16 protein-coding genes are annotated in these 17280 nt (G+C 63.9%); 10 read left to right on the forward strand and 6 right to left on the reverse strand.

The genetic code is table 11. The annotated features are described in order from the left end of the window. The first annotated feature begins 252 nt into the window (after positions 1–252). Positions 253–1143: a ribokinase gene (gene rbsK / locus AC0L58_RS16230; RefSeq protein ID WP_473685246.1), complete on the forward strand. Its 891-nt coding sequence runs from the start codon at positions 253–255 to the stop codon at positions 1141–1143. A gap of 27 nt (positions 1144–1170) precedes the next feature. Here the strand turns inward: rbsK and mnmE are convergent, their stop codons facing one another. From mnmE to rpmH, 4 genes are all read right to left on the reverse strand, one after another. Then, entirely contained in the window at positions 1171–2514 is a 1344-nt protein-coding gene (gene mnmE, locus AC0L58_RS16235; protein ID WP_473685248.1) for a tRNA uridine-5-carboxymethylaminomethyl(34) synthesis GTPase MnmE, read from the reverse strand. 76 nt (positions 2515–2590) lie between these two features. Then, positions 2591–4333 carry a membrane protein insertase YidC gene (gene yidC / locus AC0L58_RS16240; RefSeq protein ID WP_473685250.1) on the reverse strand — a complete coding sequence of 581 codons (1743 nt, stop codon included), beginning with the start codon at positions 4331–4333 and terminating at the stop codon, positions 2591–2593. Positions 4334–4397: 64 nt separating this feature from the next. Then, positions 4398–4802, reverse strand: a complete 405-nt coding sequence (gene rnpA / locus AC0L58_RS16245; RefSeq protein ID WP_473685252.1) for a ribonuclease P protein component — start codon at positions 4800–4802, stop codon at positions 4398–4400. A gap of 29 nt (positions 4803–4831) precedes the next feature. Further along, the gene (gene rpmH / locus AC0L58_RS16250; protein ID WP_007082494.1) at positions 4832–4966 is read right to left on the reverse strand and encodes a 50S ribosomal protein L34; all 135 of its coding nucleotides are present in this window, start codon (positions 4964–4966) and stop codon (positions 4832–4834) included. A gap of 207 nt (positions 4967–5173) precedes the next feature. On the opposite strand from rpmH, the gene dnaA reads away from it, so the two are divergent. The 9 genes from dnaA to AC0L58_RS16295 all read left to right on the forward strand — a co-directional run bounded on the left by dnaA (position 5174) and on the right by AC0L58_RS16295 (position 15665). Further along, positions 5174–6508, forward strand: coding sequence for a chromosomal replication initiator protein DnaA (dnaA, locus tag AC0L58_RS16255; RefSeq protein WP_473685255.1), 1335 nt, complete (start codon positions 5174–5176; stop codon positions 6506–6508). Between the two features lie 253 nt (positions 6509–6761). Continuing rightward, entirely contained in the window at positions 6762–7862 is a 1101-nt protein-coding gene (gene dnaN, locus AC0L58_RS16260; protein ID WP_473685257.1) for a DNA polymerase III subunit beta, read from the forward strand. A 96-nt stretch (positions 7863–7958) separates the two neighbouring features. Continuing rightward, the gene (gene recF, locus AC0L58_RS16265; RefSeq protein ID WP_473685259.1) at positions 7959–9038 is read left to right on the forward strand and encodes a DNA replication/repair protein RecF; all 1080 of its coding nucleotides are present in this window, start codon (positions 7959–7961) and stop codon (positions 9036–9038) included. Positions 9039–9133: 95 nt separating this feature from the next. Then, positions 9134–11569: a DNA topoisomerase (ATP-hydrolyzing) subunit B gene (gene gyrB / locus AC0L58_RS16270; protein ID WP_473685261.1), complete on the forward strand. Its 2436-nt coding sequence runs from the start codon at positions 9134–9136 to the stop codon at positions 11567–11569. Between the two features lie 251 nt (positions 11570–11820). Beyond that, positions 11821–13104, forward strand: a complete 1284-nt coding sequence (locus tag AC0L58_RS16275) for a tetratricopeptide repeat protein (protein WP_473685263.1) — start codon at positions 11821–11823, stop codon at positions 13102–13104. A gap of 217 nt (positions 13105–13321) precedes the next feature. Next, positions 13322–13975: an energy transducer TonB gene (locus tag AC0L58_RS16280; protein WP_473685265.1), complete on the forward strand. Its 654-nt coding sequence runs from the start codon at positions 13322–13324 to the stop codon at positions 13973–13975. A gap of 89 nt (positions 13976–14064) precedes the next feature. Further along, entirely contained in the window at positions 14065–14811 is a 747-nt protein-coding gene (locus AC0L58_RS16285) for a MotA/TolQ/ExbB proton channel family protein (RefSeq protein WP_473685267.1), read from the forward strand. Between the two features lie 11 nt (positions 14812–14822). Beyond that, positions 14823–15245, forward strand: a complete 423-nt coding sequence (locus AC0L58_RS16290; RefSeq protein WP_473685269.1) for an ExbD/TolR family protein — start codon at positions 14823–14825, stop codon at positions 15243–15245. A gap of 6 nt (positions 15246–15251) precedes the next feature. Continuing rightward, positions 15252–15665 (forward strand): ExbD/TolR family protein, encoded by a 414-nt coding sequence (locus AC0L58_RS16295; RefSeq protein WP_473685271.1) that lies wholly within the window; start codon positions 15252–15254, stop codon positions 15663–15665. A gap of 75 nt (positions 15666–15740) precedes the next feature. Here AC0L58_RS16295 and AC0L58_RS16300 read toward each other — a convergent pair whose 3' ends face one another. Beyond that, the gene (locus AC0L58_RS16300) at positions 15741–16484 is read right to left on the reverse strand and encodes a pyridoxine 5'-phosphate synthase (RefSeq protein ID WP_473685273.1); all 744 of its coding nucleotides are present in this window, start codon (positions 16482–16484) and stop codon (positions 15741–15743) included. 86 nt (positions 16485–16570) lie between these two features. Beyond that, complete coding sequence (locus AC0L58_RS16305) at positions 16571–17275, reverse strand: 4'-phosphopantetheinyl transferase family protein (RefSeq protein WP_473685275.1); 705 nt, start codon at positions 17273–17275, stop codon at positions 16571–16573. Between the last annotated feature and the right edge of the window lie 5 nt (positions 17276–17280).

A 17280-nucleotide genomic window follows, 5' to 3' on the forward strand; every position in this document is an offset into this window, starting at 1 on the left:
CGCGCTGCACGAAACAGCCCTTCCTCCGCATCGCGGGGGAAGGTGCCCGACAGGGCGGATGGGGGCGCTCTTGATGGTGATTCGCTTGCCATGCATGCGACACGGCTCGCACCCAGGGCAAGCTTGAGCGAATATCGAACACAAGCGCAGCCACGTAGCCATGTGGTTTCAGGTCCATGGATACCGACTTGTTCAGCCGTGCCTTAAGCTCTCGGCTCAACACCGCAATCGACGCTTCCCCGGGAGACAGGCATGACACGCATCGTCGTGGTCGGCAGCATCAACATGGACCTGGTCACCCAGGCACCGCGCTTCGTCGGCCCCGGCGAGACCATCCTGGGCGAACGCTTCGTCACCGTACCCGGCGGCAAGGGCGCCAATCAGGCCGTGGCGGCGGCCCGGCTTGGCGCCGAGGTGGCGCTGGTCGGCGCACTTGGCGATGACACCTTCGGCCAGCAATTGCGCCAGGGGCTGAGCCGCGAAGGCGTCACGCTGGATCACGTCGCGCACTTGCCGGACGCAGCCAGCGGCACCGCGTCGATCACCATTGCCGGCGGCGAGAACCAGATCATCGTGGTGCCCGGCGCCAACGCCCGCGTCACGCCGACGCAGGTGGAGCAGGCGCAGGAGCTTATCCGGCGTGCCGATGCGGTACTGGTGCAGATGGAGATTCCGCTGGACGCCGTCGAAACCACGGTGCGCCTCGGCGCGCAGCTGGGCGTACCCGTCATCCTCAACCCCGCACCCGCACAGAAGCTGCCGACCGAATGGCTGAAGCTGGTCCGCTATGCCACGCCGAACCAGCACGAGCTGGCGATCCTGCTCGGCGCCGATCCGGCCACCGACTTCCGTGAGCTGATGCAGGCGGCACCATGTCCGATCGTGCTCACCCGCGGCGGCGAAGGCGCCTGGTACCGCGAGCAGGGCGAGCCCATCCACCAGCCAGGCTTCCCGGTCGACGTGGTCGACAGCACCGGCGCCGGCGACACCTTCAACGCCGCGCTGGCGGTGTTCCTGCACCAAGGCCCGGCGCGCGCCGTGCGCAAGGCCTGCGCCGCCGCCGCGTTGTCAGTCACCAGGCTGGGAGCGCAGGGGGGCATGCCGCGCCTGGCCGAACTCGAGGCTTGGTTGGGCAGCGCCTGAGCGGAGTGAAATGGCGGGACCACCCGGTTACTTGCCGATGCAGAACGATCCGAAAATCGCCCCGAGCAAGTCGTCGCTGCTGTAGCTGCCGGTGATTTCGCCCAGCGCGTGCTGGGCTTGGCGCAGTGCTTCGGCGGCGAGTTCGCCGGCGCCGTGGATCAGTTCGGTGGCGGTGTCCTGCAGATGGACGTCTACTTGCTGCAGCGCCAGCACGTGACGGCGGCGGGCGCTGAAGGCGCCTTCACCGCTGCCCGCGCCAGCCAACTTCTTGAGGTGTTCGCGCAGGTTGTCGAGGCCCGCGCCGGTCCTGGCGGAGGCCCACAACCATCGTGTCTGGTCGCGCGATTCGCTGTGCGGCGGCATGGCGTCGAGGTCGATCTTGTTGATCAGCACGATGCGTTCGACGTGTGCGGGCAGCGGCGCGAAGAAGGCGAGGTCGGCGGTGGCGTGATCGACTTCGGTGACCAGCAAGGCGACATCGGCGCGCTGCAGTTCGTCGTGCGCGCGGCGCACGCCTTCGCGCTCGACCTCGTCGTCGGTGTCGCGCAGGCCGGCGGTGTCGGCCAGTTCCAGCGCGATGCCGTCCAGGCTGAGCGCCTCGCGCAGCACGTCGCGGGTGGTGCCGGCGACGGCGTTGACGATGGCGCGGTCGCTGCCGGCCAGGGCGTTGAGCAGGCTGGACTTGCCGGCGTTGGGACGGCCGATGATGGCGACGCGCAAGCCGTCGTTCAGGCGCAGGCCGCGTTGGGCTTCGCGCAGCAGCTGGCCGAGTTCGGCACGGACAACATCGAGCTGCTGCTGGATCGCCGGGTCGGCGAGGAAGTCGATTTCCTCTTCCGGAAAGTCGATCGCCGCCTCGACATGCACGCGCAAGGTGATCAATGCCTGCAGCAGGGCTTCGACCTTGCGCGAGAACACGCCTTCCATCGACTGCAGGGCCGCACGGGCGCCGGCCTGCGAGCGGGCGGCGATCAGGTCGGCGACCGCCTCGGCCTGGGCCAGGTCGAGCTTGCCGTTCAAGAAGGCGCGCTCGGTGAATTCACCGGGCCGGGCCAGCCGCGCGCCGAGTTCGCAGCAGCGACGCAGCAACTGGTCGAGCAGCACGGCGCTGCCGTGGCCCTGCAGTTCCAGTACGTGCTCGCCGGTATAGGAGGCGGGGGCGGGGAAGTGCAGCAGCAGGCCGCGATCGATCAGCTCGCCGGCCTGATCGCGAAACGCGGTGAAGTGGGCGAAGCGTGGCTGCGGCGTGGCCCCCAGCAGGGTTCGCGCCATGCTCGGCACGGCCGGGCCCGACACGCGCACCACCCCCACGCCAGCGGCGCCCGGCGCGCTGGCGATGGCGGCAATCGTGTCGATGGCTGGGCTGGGCATGGCGATGACTCTAAACGAAAGCCGCCGCGACCGTTGCCGGGCGCGGCGGCTGGATGCCTTCGTGGCGGACGCGCGCTCAGTCGGTGGTGAGCGCCGGCGCCCGATCGATATGGTGCGTCACCCACCACTGCTGGCCGAGGCCGACCAGACCGTTCACCGCGTAATACAGGCACAGGCCGGCGGGGAAAAACGCGAACATCACCGTGAACAGCAACGGCATCACCTTCATCATCTTGGCCTGGGTCGGATCCATGCCCGCGGCGGCCGGATTCAGCCACTGGGTGCCGAGCATCACGATGGCGTAGATGATCGGCAGGATGTACAGCGGATCGGGCGCACTCAGGTCGGGGATCCACAGGAACGACGCGTGGCGCAGTTCCAGACTGTATTCGAGCACGAAGAACAGGCCGTAGAACACCGGCATGGTGATCAGCACCGGCAGGCAGCCGCCCATCGGGTTGACCTTCTCCTTCTTGTACAGCTCCATGGTGGCTTGCTGCATTTTCTGCTTGTCGTCGCCGTAGCGCTCCTTCAGCGCCTGGATGCGCGGCGCCAGCTTGCGCATGCGCGCGCTGGAGCGGTACTGCATCGCGGTGAGCTTCCAGGTCAGGCCCTTGATCAGCAGCACCAGCAGGATGATCGCCACGCCCCAGTTCTTTGCGATCGCGTGGAACTGCGACAGGATCCAGTGCATCGGCACCGCGATCGCCTTGAACATGCCGTAGTCGATGGTGAGGTCCAGGCCCGGGGCGATGTCGCCCATCTTGCCCTGCACGTTCGGGCCGACATACAGCCGCGCCTGACTGGTGATGCTCTGGCCGGGCGCCACGCTGATCGACGGGCTGACCGCGCGAATCAGGTACCGCGGATGCTCGCTGTTCGGATCGAGGGTCTGGGTAACGTAGTGATCGGTCTGGTCAGCCGGCGGTATCCACGCGGTGACGAAGTACAGGCGCAGCATGGCCGCCCAGCCGCCCTTGATCTGGGCATCCAGCGCATCCTTCTTCTCGCTGAAGTCCTTGAATGACAGCTTCTCGAATTTCTCGCCGGTGTACCAGGCGGCGCCCTGGAAACTGCGCGACTCGGGATCGGTGTAGTGACTGAACCAGCTGCCCGGTTTGGGCGGCTCAACGCGCTGCAGCTGCTGGTAGGCGTTGCCCTGCCAGGTGCTGGCGGTGCCATTGTCGATGTGCTGGCTGAGCCCGACCACGTAGCTGCCGCGCGTGAAGGTGTAGGTCTTGGTCACCTTGAGGCCGGCCGCATCCTGCCAGGTCAGCTCGACCTTCAGCTCGTTCTGGCCCGGCGCCATGGTGTAGCTGGGCTTGGCACTCTGGAACAGCGCCAGGTGATTGGGCTGGTCCTGCGGCGCGGTATCACTGCTGCTGACCAGGCCGTTCTGGGCCACGAAGTAGTGCGCTGGATCGGTGCTGAGCAGCACCGTGGGCGCCGGGTGCGGTTTGGAGCGGGTCGGCGCATCCTTCGGATAGGCCAGCAGGTCGGCATGCACCAGACTGCCGCCGCGCGTATCGATCTGCAGATGCAGGACGTCGGTATCTACCGTGATCAGCTGCGAAGGCGCTTGCCCCGCGGCGGTCGATTCGGTGGCAATCGTGGCGGTGCCGGTCGGCGTGGCGGCACTCGAGGTGCCGGCGATGGCTGATGGCACGCTGCCGTCGGCCGAACTGGCGGTCGCCTGGGTGGCGGTGGTGGCCGTTGGCGCGGCTGCAGGGTGAGGCGCGTAGTCCTTCTCCCAGGCCATGAACAGGAGGTACGCCACAGCGAGCAGGGCGAACAGGAGGAAGTTGCGCGTTTGGTTCATCGCGTAGCAGATCCGGGTAACGCCACGACTCAAGGGGTCTCGCCGCGGAGGCTGGAAAAAAGGGTCAACGTTCGATTGTGGAGGTGTCGTCGGCCCGCTTCAATGGTTTGGCCTGGTCGACGCGGCTGGCCAGCAGCTTTTTCCACAGGCTGTCGATATCGCGCAGCAACTCGGCGCCGGGGACGCCGGCGGCCTGCTCGCGCGCCATCACCATCAGGTCGACCGGCGGCAACTGGTGCCGCACACGCCGGAACGACTCGCGCAGCAGGCGTTTGATCCGGTTGCGCTCGACCGCACGCTTGGAGACCCGCTTGGAAATCGCCAGGCCGAGCCGGGCATGGCCCAGCCCGTTGTCGCGATAGCGCACATGAAAACAGCGGGCGCTTGCGCGTCCGCTGCTGGTTCGCAAGGCTGCAAAGTCACCAGGCCGACGGAGCCGCGCGTCGCGAGGCAGTCCGGCGCGTGACATGGCGCCCGTCTCCGACGCTTGATCGCTGATTACGGAATCAGGCGCTTGCGGCCCTTGGCACGACGGGCATTGATGATTTTGCGGCCGTCGGCGGTCGCCATACGGGCACGGAAACCGTGCGTACGCGCGCGCTTGAGCTTGCTTGGCTGGAAGGTCCGCTTCATGGTCTGCTCCGAAGGGAATGTGGATAAAAAGGTTGGAGAGTATGTCCGGTTTTTGCCGGGGCTGTCAAATGCGTTCCGTAGGCAAGCTGTGGGCATCCATGTGGATATCTCGCCCGCGGGCCCGTCGGGGCTGCTGCTAGACTAGCCCATCACCCCGCTCCAACATTCCGGGCGCAAGCGCCCCTCAAGCTGTGGTCGATTGAATTCATGAGTGATCTGTGGCGGCGCTGCCTTGAGCGCCTCGAAGGCGATCTGAGCGCCGAAGACCTGCATACCTGGTTGATGCCATTGCAGGCCCGCGACGATGCCGACGGCCTGCAGCTGTTTGCACCCAATTCCTACACGCTGGACACGGTGCGGCAGCGCTATCTGCCGCAGATTGAACAAGTTTTGCAGCTGCTGCTGGGCAAAGCCTGTCCGGTGCGCCTGGAGGTCGGTTCGAGTACGCCGCGCGCCGCCCCCGCCAAACCCGCAGCGACAACCTCCGGCGCCAGACCCGCGCCGGCCGCCGAGCAGCCCTACCAGCACAACCTGGACCCGCATTACACCTTCGAGACCTTCGTCGAAGGCAAGTCCAACCAGCTCGGCAAGGCGGCGGCAATGCAGGTCGCGACCAACCCCGGTCGCGCCTACAACCCCTTGCTGCTCTACGGCGGCACCGGCCTGGGCAAGACCCACCTGATGCATGCGGCCGGCAACCTGATGCTGGAGCGCAACCCCGGCTTCAAGATCATGTATTTGCGTTCGGAACAGTTCGTGGGCTCGATGATCGAAGCCTTGCGCGCCAAGAGCATGGACGTGTTCAAACGGCGCTTCCGCTCGGTCGATGCATTGCTGATCGATGACATCCAGTTTTTCGCCGGCAAGGACACCACGCAGGAAGAGTTTTTCCACACCTTCAACGCGCTGTTCGAATCCAAGCAGCAGATCATCCTCACCTGCGACCGCTATCCGAAAGAGGTCGACAAGCTCGAACCACGGCTGAAATCGCGCCTGGGTTGGGGCCTCAGCGTGGCGATCGAACCGCCGGATTTCGAAACGCGCGCGGCGATCCTGCTGGCCAAGGCGCACGAGAAGGGCGTGGCGGTGGACGAAAGCGTGGCGATGTTGCTGGCCAAACGCATCCGTTCGAACGTGCGTGACCTCGAAGGGGCGCTCAATACGCTGGCGGCGCGGGCCAATTTCTACGGCAAACCGATCACCACGGATTTCGCCGAAGAGACCTTGCGCGACCTGCTGGCCACCCATGCGCAGGCGGTCACCATCAGCAACATCCAGAAGACCACCGCCGAATACTTCAATGTGCGGCTGCAGGATCTGTTGTCCAAGCGGCGGGTGCGTTCACTGGCGCGTCCGCGGCAGATCGCGATGACCCTGGCCAAGGAACTCACCGAGCACAGCCTGCCGGAAATCGGTGAGGCCTTCGGCGGCCGCGACCACACCACCGTGATGCATGCCTGCAAGACGATCCGCAAGTTCATCGAAACCGATGTGCGCATGCGCCAGGACTGGGAGCAGTTGATTCGCACGCTGACCGGCTGAAGGCTTGGGCGGAATGCGCCACAATGCTATGGGTAAGCAGGGGTTGAAGCTGTGGATAATAGGTGGATGATTTGAGGTTCGAAGTTATCCACAAATGATCCACTGTCGGGCAGGCCATTGCTGCACAGGCATAAAAATTCGTAACTACTTGAAAATAAACGTGTTTCTTGCTTGAAATCAGTACTCCACAACACCTACAGCAACCACTAAACTTCTTTTAAAGAAACAGTACAGCAGGTATAGGGAAGCCCTTATGCAATTCAGCATTCAACGTGAAGCCCTGCTCAAGCCACTCCAACAGGTGGTTGGGGTGGTTGAACGACGCCAGACGCTTCCAGTCCTGGCCAACCTTCTGGTCAAGGTGGGCGATGGCAAGGTTTCCTTGACCGGTACCGATCTGGAAGTCGAGATGGTTGCCACCGCGGAGGGTGAAAAGCTTGCCGATGGCGAGATCACCATTCCGGCGCGGAAGCTGTTTGACATCGTGCGAGCCCTGCCCGATGGCGCCCACATCGAACTGAAGCTCAACGGCGACCGCGTGGGCTTGAGCGCGGGACGCAGCCGGTTCACGCTCACCACGCTTCCCGCCAGCGAATTTCCCACGGTGGACCAGATCGAGCTGGTGGAAAAGGTCAGTCTGCCGGAAGAGGTGCTGCGCGACTTGATGGAGCGCACCGCCTTCGCCATGGCCAACCAGGACGTGCGCTACTACCTCAATGGCATGTTGCTGGACCTGCAGGAGCACACGCTGCGTTGCGTCGCCACCGACGGACACCGGTTGGCGATGAAGGAAACGGAACTGCAAAGCTCGGTGAGCACGCGGCGCCAGATCATCATTCCACGCAAGGGCGTCAATGAACTGATCGGCTTGCTGGAGAGCGGCGATGGTCAGGTGGAGCTGGAGTTCGGCCGCAATCACCTGCGCTTGCGCCGCGGCGGCGTGACCTTCACCTCCAAGCTGATCGACGGTCGTTTCCCTGATTACGAGGCGGTGATTCCGCTGGGCGCCGACAAGACCGCCACGCTGGACCGCGAGGTGCTGCGCGGTGCTCTTCAACGTGCGGCGATTCTGTCGAACGAAAAGTATCGCGGCGTGCGGCTGGAACTGTCGCCCGGCAAGCTGCGCATCGTGGCGCACAACCCGGAGCAGGAAGAGGCGGTGGAGGAAGTCGAGGCGGATACGCACGTGTCGGACCTGGCCGTGGGCTTCAATGTCGGCTATCTGCTCGATGCCCTGGCCGCCTTGCGCGGTGACCAGGCTCGGTTGAGCCTGCGTGATGCGCAATCGAGCTGCCTGGTGCAGGAGCAGGACAACGAGCATTCCCGCCACGTGATCATGCCGTTGCGGCTCTGACGCCTGCGATATGGGTCTGGTCTTGCACGATGCCGACTCGAGACGCCGGGATTTCCTTCAGGGATCCCGGCGTCGCTGTTTGTGCGGGTGCCCGCCATGAGGCTGGAGCATCTGCGCATCAGCGGGCTGCGTTGCCTCACCGAAGTCAGTCTGGCGCTGGGTCCGGGAATCAACGCTTTCGTGGGGGCGAACGGCGCCGGCAAGACCAGTGTGCTGGAAGCGGCGTTCCTGCTTTCGCACGCGCGATCGTTTCGAAGTGGAGCGAAGGACGCGTTGCTGCAGCGGACGATGAACCAGTTGTCGGTGTTCGCCGAATTGCGTCACGACGATGGTCGCGTCAGCCGGTTGGGACTGGGTAGGTCGGGTCCGCGTTGGGAGGCCAAGGTCGACGGCGACAACGTGGCCATTGGTCAACTGGTGCGAGAGTGCGCCGTGGTGTGCTTCGAACCCGGCTCGCACGCATTGATTGCCGGTGCCGCGGAGGAGCGACGACGGTTTCTCGACTGGGGTGTGTTCCACGTGGAACACGAATTCCTTTCGGCCTGGCGGCGGTATCAGCGGGCATTGAAGCAGCGCAACAGCCTGTTGCGTCAGGGCGGCAGTTCGTCCGATGAGCTGTTCGCGCCGTGGGAAGCGGAGCTGGCGCAAGCCGCCCAGTGGGTCGATACATCCCGCAGGATGTATCTGGACCTGCTTCGTCCCGGGCTCCAATCGAGTATTGCCGGTCTGCTGCCGGAGTTGGGTGCGGTCGAGCTCCGCTACCGTCGGGGCTGGTCGGAGGATCACGACCTCAGCACGCAATTGCGCGAGCATCGGGTGCGGGACCAGGCCAGGGGACACACGACACTGGGTGCCCATCGTGCGGACTGGTCGGTGTCATTCGAGCACGCGCCGATGCGCGAGCATCTCTCGCGCGGTCAGGAGAAGCTGACGGCGCTGGCCTGTCTGCTGGCGCAGGCGGGTTTGTATGCCGAGCACCGCGGCGAGTGGCCGATCGTATGCATGGATGACCTGGCATCAGAGCTCGATCAGGCGCATCAGACCTCGGTCGTGGCACAACTTCGAGCTGCGGACGCGCAGGTGTTGCTGACCGGCACCGAACTGCCTTCGAGCCTGAATGGGGAAGCGGCCCGAGTGTTCCACGTGGAACAAGGTGTACTGACGCGCCTGCTATAATCGAAGGGTTGCATCCCCACCGGTTTGCATAACCCTGTCCGGCCTATCACGGCGCCGTGTCGGGCGGGTCGCTGGCGCCAGGAATCAGTCATCGCATGAACGAACCCCTCAACGAATCCCACTACGATTCCAGCAACATCAAGGTCCTCAAGGGCCTGGAAGCGGTGCGCAAGCGCCCCGGCATGTACATCGGCGATACCGATGACGGCACCGGCCTGCACCACATGGTGTTCGAGGTGGTCGACAACTCGATCGACGAAGCTCTGGCGGGATATTGCGACAAAGTCGTGGTGACGATCTTCGACGACGGGTCGGTCAGCGTCAGCGACAACGGCCGCGGCATCCCGGTCGACATGCACCCGGAGGAGCACCGTTCCACCGCCGAAGTGGTCATGACCGTACTGCATGCCGGCGGCAAATTCGACGCCAATTCGTACAAGGTTTCCGGCGGCTTGCACGGGGTAGGCGTGTCGGTGGTCAACGCACTCAGCGACCACCTCTGGCTCACCATCCATCGCGACGGTCACGAATATCTGCAGGAATACTCGCTCGGCGAGCCGCTGTATCCGCTGAAGGAGGTTGGCCCCTCCAGCCAGCGCGGCACCCGGGTGCGCTTCCTGCCCAGCCCGGCCACCTTCACCAGCAATATCGACTTCCATTACGACATCCTGGCCAAGCGTTTGCGCGAGCTGGCCTTCCTCAATTCCGGCGTCACCATCGAGCTCAAGGACGAACGCGGGGAAGGGCGTTCGGACACGTTTGCCTACGAAGGCGGCATCAGCTCGTTCGTGAAGCATCTGGCCCAGATGAAAACGGCCTTGCATCCGAACGTGATCGGCCTTACCGCGGAGCAGGACGGCATCGTGGTGGAGGTCGCCATGCAATGGACCGACTCCTACCAGGAGACGATGTACTGCTTCACCAACAATATTCCGCAGCGCGATGGCGGTACCCACCTCACCGGTTTCCGTGCCGCGCTGACCCGTTCGCTGCAGAACTACATCGAGAAGGAAGGCCTGGCCAAGAACGCCAAGGTCTCGCTGTCCGGCGACGACATGCGCGAAGGCATGATCGCCGTGTTGTCGGTGAAGGTGCCCGATCCCAAGTTTTCCTCGCAGACCAAGGACAAGCTGGTCTCGTCCGAGGTGAAGACCGCGGTGGAGCAGGCCGTCAACGAGAAGCTCGGCGAGTTTCTGCTGGAACACCCGAACGAGGCCAAGGCCATCGCGTCCAAGGCGGTCGACGCGGCGCGCGCGCGCGAAGCCGCACGCAAGGCGCGCGAGATGACCCGGCGCAAGGGCGCGCTGGATATCGCCGGGCTGCCCGGCAAGCTGGCCGACTGCCAGGAAAAGGACCCGGCGTTGTGCGAACTGTTCCTGGTCGAGGGTGATTCCGCCGGTGGTTCGGCCAAGCAGGGTCGCAACCGCAAGACCCAGGCCGTGCTGCCGCTGAAAGGCAAGATCCTCAACGTCGAGAAGGCGCGCTTCGACAAGATGCTGTCCTCGGCCGAGGTCGGCACGCTGATCACCGCGCTGGGCACCGGTATCGGCAAGGACGAATACAACCCGGACAAGCTGCGTTATCACCGCATCATCCTGATGACCGACGCGGACGTCGACGGCTCGCACATCCGTACCTTGCTGCTCACCTTCTTCTACCGCCAGATGCCCGAGCTGATCGAGCGCGGCCACATCTACATCGGCCTGCCGCCGCTGTACAAGGTCAAGCAGGGCAAGCAGGAGCTGTACATCAAGGATGACACGGCACTCAACAACTACCTGATCTCCAGCGCGGTGGACAATGCCGCGCTGACCTACAGCCCCGACGCACCACCCATCACCGGCGAGGCGCTGGAGAAACTGCTGCGCGGCTACCAGCACGCACTGGACCAGATCGCCAAGCTGACCCACCGCTGCGACCCGGCGGTGTTGAACGCCTTGCTCGAACATCCGCCGCTGGAACCCGCCTTGTGGAGTGATCCCACGGCCATGCAGGCCTGGCTGGACGCCGCTGCATTGCGACTGGCGGCGAGTGGCCTCGGCAAGCCGCACTACACGCTGCGGTTGCGGCCGGCAGGAGCCGTCGAGCAGCCCGCGGCCATCGAAGTCGTCCGCGGACAGCATGGGCTCACTCACACCTGGCTGTTGCCGCAACCTTTCTTCAGCACGGCCGAGTTCCGTCCGATCCTGGCCATCAGCCAGCAGATCGCCGGCATGATCCAGGCCGACGCGGTGGTGCAGCGTGGCAATGCCTCACGTGGCGTGCTCAACTTCGCCGAGGCACGCAACTGGTTGCTGGAAGAGGCCAAGAAGGGCCGCAGCATCCAGCGCTTCAAGGGCCTGGGCGAAATGAATCCCGAGCAGTTGTGGGACACCACGGTGAACCCGGATACCCGACGCATGCTCCAGGTCGGCATCGAGGACGCCATTGCCGCCGACCAGATGTTCTCGATGTTGATGGGCGAGGCGGTCGAACCGCGTCGCGACTTCATCGAAGCAAATGCACTGAAGGTCGCAAACTTGGACGTTTGATCAAGGCCTGATTGCCTGTTGACCCTGCCAGGCCGGCGCCTGCGGCAGGGTGGGCGGAGCGGCCCCGTGCCCCGATGCGCCCCGTGCCCCGGCTCGGGAACCGTTCCGCACACCGTCCGCCTTCACAACTTGTTGATTTTTAACAAACTTTTATGCGGCACTGCGACTTGTTATCCATGAGCTGATCGGGTTAGGCTTTTCAACCTGTTCTGCGTGCAACGTCGTACGCCGACCTTGAGATGAGGATCACCATGAAGCATGTTCGAGGGTTCACCATCCTGGCCTGTGCAGCCTTCCTGCTCAGCCTGGCCTGCACGCCGGCCATGGCCAGGCAGACCGACAAAGCCAAGCAGTCCACCGAATATCCCGACACCGCGCGCAAGGCTCCCAAGCTCGACCTGACCAGCAAGAAGGACCAGAAGAACCTTCAGGACGGCATGGCAGCCATCAACAACGGTGACATGGCCACCGCCCAGACCACGCTGCAGGGCGTCCTCGACAGCAGCAAGAGCAAGTACGCCCAGGCTGTGGCACTGCGTGGTCTGGCCTTGATCAAGTACCGCGCCGGCGACTACAAGGCGACGATCGCGCTGCTGCAGAAGGCGCTGGTCAACGGCGTACTGCCCAACGACGACTATTTCGCGGTCGAATACATGCTGGCGGTCGCCCAGCAGGCCGACGGGCAATACCAGGCTTCGCTGGACACGATCAAGAAGTGGCGCGCCGAAGGCAAGAAGGAAACCGCCGAGTCCTATGCGGTCGAAGGCAACGATCTGTACCGGCTGGAGAAGTATCCCGAAGCCATCGCGGCAGTGAAGAAGGCGCAGTCGATGACCGACAAGCCGGATCCGCAGTGGAACCAGATCCTGATGGCCAGCTATTCCGCGTCGGGTCAGGGTGATCAGCTGGTGCAGATGGCGCAGGAAAACCTGGCGGCGCATCCGGACGATCCGAAGGCGCTCGAAACCTCGATCCAGGCGCTGCAGCAGGCGCAGAAATACCCCGAGGCGATCAAGCTGATGGAGGGTGCGCGAGCCAAGGGTCAACTGACCGGCGAGGCAAACTACGTGCTGCTGGCCTCGCTGTACTACAACCAGGCACTGTCCAGCGACGATACCAAGCCGATGGCCGAAAAGGCCGTGGCTACCATCAAGGACGGTCTTGCCAAGGGCATCATGCAGTCCAGCGCCGACAACGAGGTGCTGCTGGGCAAGGCCGAATACCTTGCCGGCAACATGAAGGCCGCGCGCGAGGCCTTCAACAAGGCGCTGCCGCTGGCGAAGGATGGCGAGCCCGCACTGCAGATTGCGAATATCGAGCTTTCCAATGGCAAGTATGGCCAGGCGAAGACAATGATCAACCAGGCGATCAGCAAAGGCGTCAAGCACATGGGCACCGCCTATCTGGTGCTGGCCGAGGCCGAACGTGGCCTGCACGACAAGGCGGCACAAATCGCTGCGCTGAAGAAGGCCGCGCAGCATCCTGAATCCGCCGAGGATGCGAACAAGCTGCTCAATAAGCTTGGTGCATCCTGAGCGATCCTGGCGAGCACCCCGTGCGGGGCATGGACGTCCATTTCCATACCCCGCCGAAGCTATACAAAAGCCATGTCGTGTTGTACCGTTGAAAACCTTTCCCTGCGTCCCCTCAGCAGCGAGCTTGTACCGGGTACCTTGCAGTCATCGCGATGGTTCCCGGCAATGTTGCGCGGCGACGTGGTCTACCGATTGATCAGCTTCCAGATAGTGACAGATGGCCTCAAGCAACGAAGAATCCGGGCAGTTTAGTTGGAAGCGGACATGGGCGCTGGCTGTGGCCATCGGGCTGCATGCGTTCGCTTTTCTGCTGATTGTGGCGCCGATGGCGCCACCCAATCAGAATCACAAGGAAAAGGAAAAGATCGTCCAGGTGAGCTTCATCGAGCCGCCGCCGCCGCCGCCGCCACCGCCGCCGCCGCCGCCGGAGCCGCCGAAGCAGCCACCGCCGAAGATCATCCAGCAGGTCAATCCACCGCCGACCCCGCCGCCGCCGACCCCGCCGCCGCCGGTGACCGAGGTTTCGGCCAACGCCGTGCAGGCACCGCCACCGGCGCCGCCGGCACCACCGGCACCGCCGCCGGATATCGCGGCAGGTTCGGATCTGAGCTACGGCACCCGGCCCAGTCCGCCATATCCTCCGATGGCGGCCAGGCAGCGTCACGAAGGCACCGTGGTTCTTCTCATTCTTGTCGGCCTGGATGGCACGCCCAAGTCGGTCGAGGTGGAGAAATCCAGCGGATACCGTGAGTTGGATCGGGAAGCCAAAGCCTGGGTGCAGCGCCACTGGAAGTTCAATCCAGAGGTGAAGGCCGGCAAGAAAGTGGAAGGCTATGCCCGAGTTCCCATCACCTTCAACCTCAGTGGCTAAGGCATTCAGCAACTCATCTCCAACCCGCTGTAATCTGGATCCAGTCGATTACAGTTACAGTTCACGCTTGACTTTCCTAGGGTAGCGTTATGTTCCTACAGACTCCTGCAGCAACCGGCAATTCCAACGCCGAAGCCATGAAACAGATGGGCTTCGAGAACCTGATGCAGAACTTCGACTGGCTTGGCTGGGTGGTCTTCGTGACCCTGGTCGCGATGTCGTTCCTGTCCTGGTACTTCATCATCGCCAACGGCATCCGCAATGCCACCGTGAAGGCTCGTGCCGACAAGGTCATCGACGGGTTCTGGGGTAATGGTTCCACTCAGGACGCGATCCGTGAACTGGAAGCCCAGCCCAAGAGCGAGCCGTTCTCCAAGATTGCACTGGAGGCTGCCTCGGCGGTGGCGCATCACCAGCAGAGCACGACCGGCACTACCGGCAAGCTCGCCGAGTCGCTGAGCCGTTCGGAGTTCATCGATCGTGCGCTGCGCCAGTCCGTGGCTCGCGAAAGCATGCGTCTGGAAGGGGGCATGACCCTGCTCGCGACGGTCGGTTCGGCCGCACCCTTCGTCGGTCTGCTCGGCACCGTGTGGGGCATCTACCACGCCCTGATCGGCATTGCCGCCACCGGCAACGCGTCGATGAACGCCGTGGCTGGCCCGGTCGGTGAAGCACTGATCATGACCGCCTTCGGTCTGTTCGCCGCTATCCCGGCACTGTTCGCGTACAACTTCTTCAACCGACAGAACCGCGTGATCTACGCGCGCTTCGACGAGTTCGCGAACGACCTCCACGACTTCTTTGCGACCGGTTCGCGCATCGAAAGCGCGAAGTGAGGGATTGACCCATGGCCGTAAGTCTAGGTGGTGATTCCGGCGGCCCGATGTCGGAAATCAACGTCACGCCGCTGGTCGACGTGATGCTGGTTCTGTTGATCATCTTCATGATCACGGCCCCTCTGATGTCGCATTCCGTCACGATCGATTTGCCCATCGCCAATCCCAACGCCAAAACACCGGACCCGAAGACCCCACCGCTTGATCTGGCGATCAAGCTGGACGGGAACCTGTACTTCAACGATGCACCGGTGACCGATGCGGAGCTGCGGGCGAAGCTTCTGGTCGAGGCGCAGCGGACTCCGCAGCCGCAACTGCAGATCCGTGCTGATCGGGAAGTGCAGTTCATGGTGGTGAAGAAGATCATCAGCGACGCGAAGGCCTCGGGCATGGTGCATATTGCGTTCATGACTACCGACGCGCCCAAGGGATAATTCACGATGGCGATTTCAACCAAAACCAGCGGCGGTGCGATGGCGGAGATCAACGTCACGCCGCTGGTCGACGTGTTGTTGGTGCTGCTGATCATCTTCATGATTACCGCACCGATTCTGGCCCACAAGATCGAGGTGGATCTGCCGCAGCCGAACAAGGACGTGGTACCACCGGCGAACCCGCCGAGTCCGATCAATCTGAAGATCGATCAGACCGGGGCGTTCTACTGGAATGGCACGCCACTGGACGAGCTCGGGTTGAAGGCTCAATTGGCGGTCATCGGCCAGATGTCCCTGCCCAACCAGCCGGAGATCCAGATCGCCGCGGATGATCACGTGGCCTATGAGTACGTGGCACGCGTGCTGGCGGACGCCAAGAGCTACAACCTGGTGAAGATCGGCTTCAACGAAGGTCGTTGATTCCGACGCTTTCCGGACCATGGTGTATGCAAAAGCCCCGCTTCGGCGGGGCTTTTGCATTGTGCGCGAGCGGCCTCAGCGCAGGATCTGCAGATAGTTTCGCACGGTGGTGGAAAGCCCCTCGTACAAGGCCTCTCCAATCAATGCGTGACCGATCGAGACCTCGGCCAGTCCCGGAATGGCCGCCTTGAAGGTTCCGAGATTGGCCTGGCTCAAGTCGTGGCCGGCGTTTACCGCCAGCCCGGCCTGCTGGGCGCGTCGTGCCGTATCGGCGCAAGCGGCCAATGCCGGTCCGGGAAATCCGTCTGCGAACGCTTGTGCATAAGGCCCGGTATAGAGCTCGACGCGCTGCACCCCGATCACCGCAGCCAGATCGAAGTCCTGGCTGCCCGCGTCGACGAACAGGCTGACCCGGCAACCCAGATCGCACAATTCGCCCACCAGCGGACGTAGCCGGGCGATATCCTCGCGCAAATTGAAGCCGTGGTCGGATGTGATCTGACCATCGCCATCGGGCACCAGAGTAACCTGGGTCGGCCGCACCTTGCGGGCCAACGCGACCAGACCCGGGTAGTCGCCGCGAGCGTCGGCGAACGGATTGCCCTCGATGTTGTATTCCACGCGACCGCGCAGCATGGCCGCAAGTGCGTACACGTCGGACGGACGCACATGGCGCTGATCGGGGCGGGGGTGCACGGTAATCCCGCCGCATCCTGCCTCGATGCAGGTCTGCGCCGCGTCGCAGATATTCGGCTCGCTGCCGCCGCGGGAGTTGCGCAGCACGGCGATCTTGTTGAGATTGACACTGAGCAGGGTCATGACGGTTGGACGTTCGGTGGCAAAAATTTTGACAGCAACGCGGTCACGCAACCGGCACTGGCGGCCGGCCCACGACAGTGCGCCAATCAGTCTGAGCTGGCAAGCATTCCCAGCCTGATCCTGCGCGGCCGGCCACGCCAGGCCAGTGCCGCGACAAGATCCGGAGCCAGCGCGAGACGGTGCAGCTGCCACGCTCCGATCGCCTCATCATCGAATCGCAACAACCGCAGATCGTCACCGTCGCTGACAACATGCACGCGCTGAAGGCCGAAACCGATCCCGCGTCCATGCGCCTTGAGCAGCGCCTCCTTTGCAGTCCACAGCTGCAGGAAGGCGTCAGCGCGGTCGGCTTCGGGCAAGGTCGCCAATGCGGCTGCCTCGTCGTCGTCGAAGAACCGCCGGGCGAGCGCCAAGGCGCGCGGCCGCGGTCGCCGACGTTCGATGTCGATGCCGGGAGCGATCCCGTGAGCGATCGCCAGCAGCGCGTGCCGACCGCTGTGCGACCAGTTGAATTCCAGTGTCGAGGCGTGTGCCGGGTCAAGCCGTGGTCGACCGTGAGCGCCCTCGACCAGGCGTACCTGGTCAGCATCGATCCCAAGATAGGCGGCAAGCGCCTGCAACAGAGGCCCGCGCTTCCGCGCCGGTCGGTAGTCGAGTCGCCAGACGTCGACGGTCTCGTGGTCCAATCCCGTGGCGGCCTCGAGCAGGCCTGAGTGGTGTGCGGCAATCATGGGCCAATGGTGACCCCGCCGCCCAGGTGGCACAAGCGATGGCGTGTCGGCCGCCAGCACCCGGG

The sequence above is a fragment of the Rhodanobacter sp. G2-10 genome, from assembly GCF_055809185.1.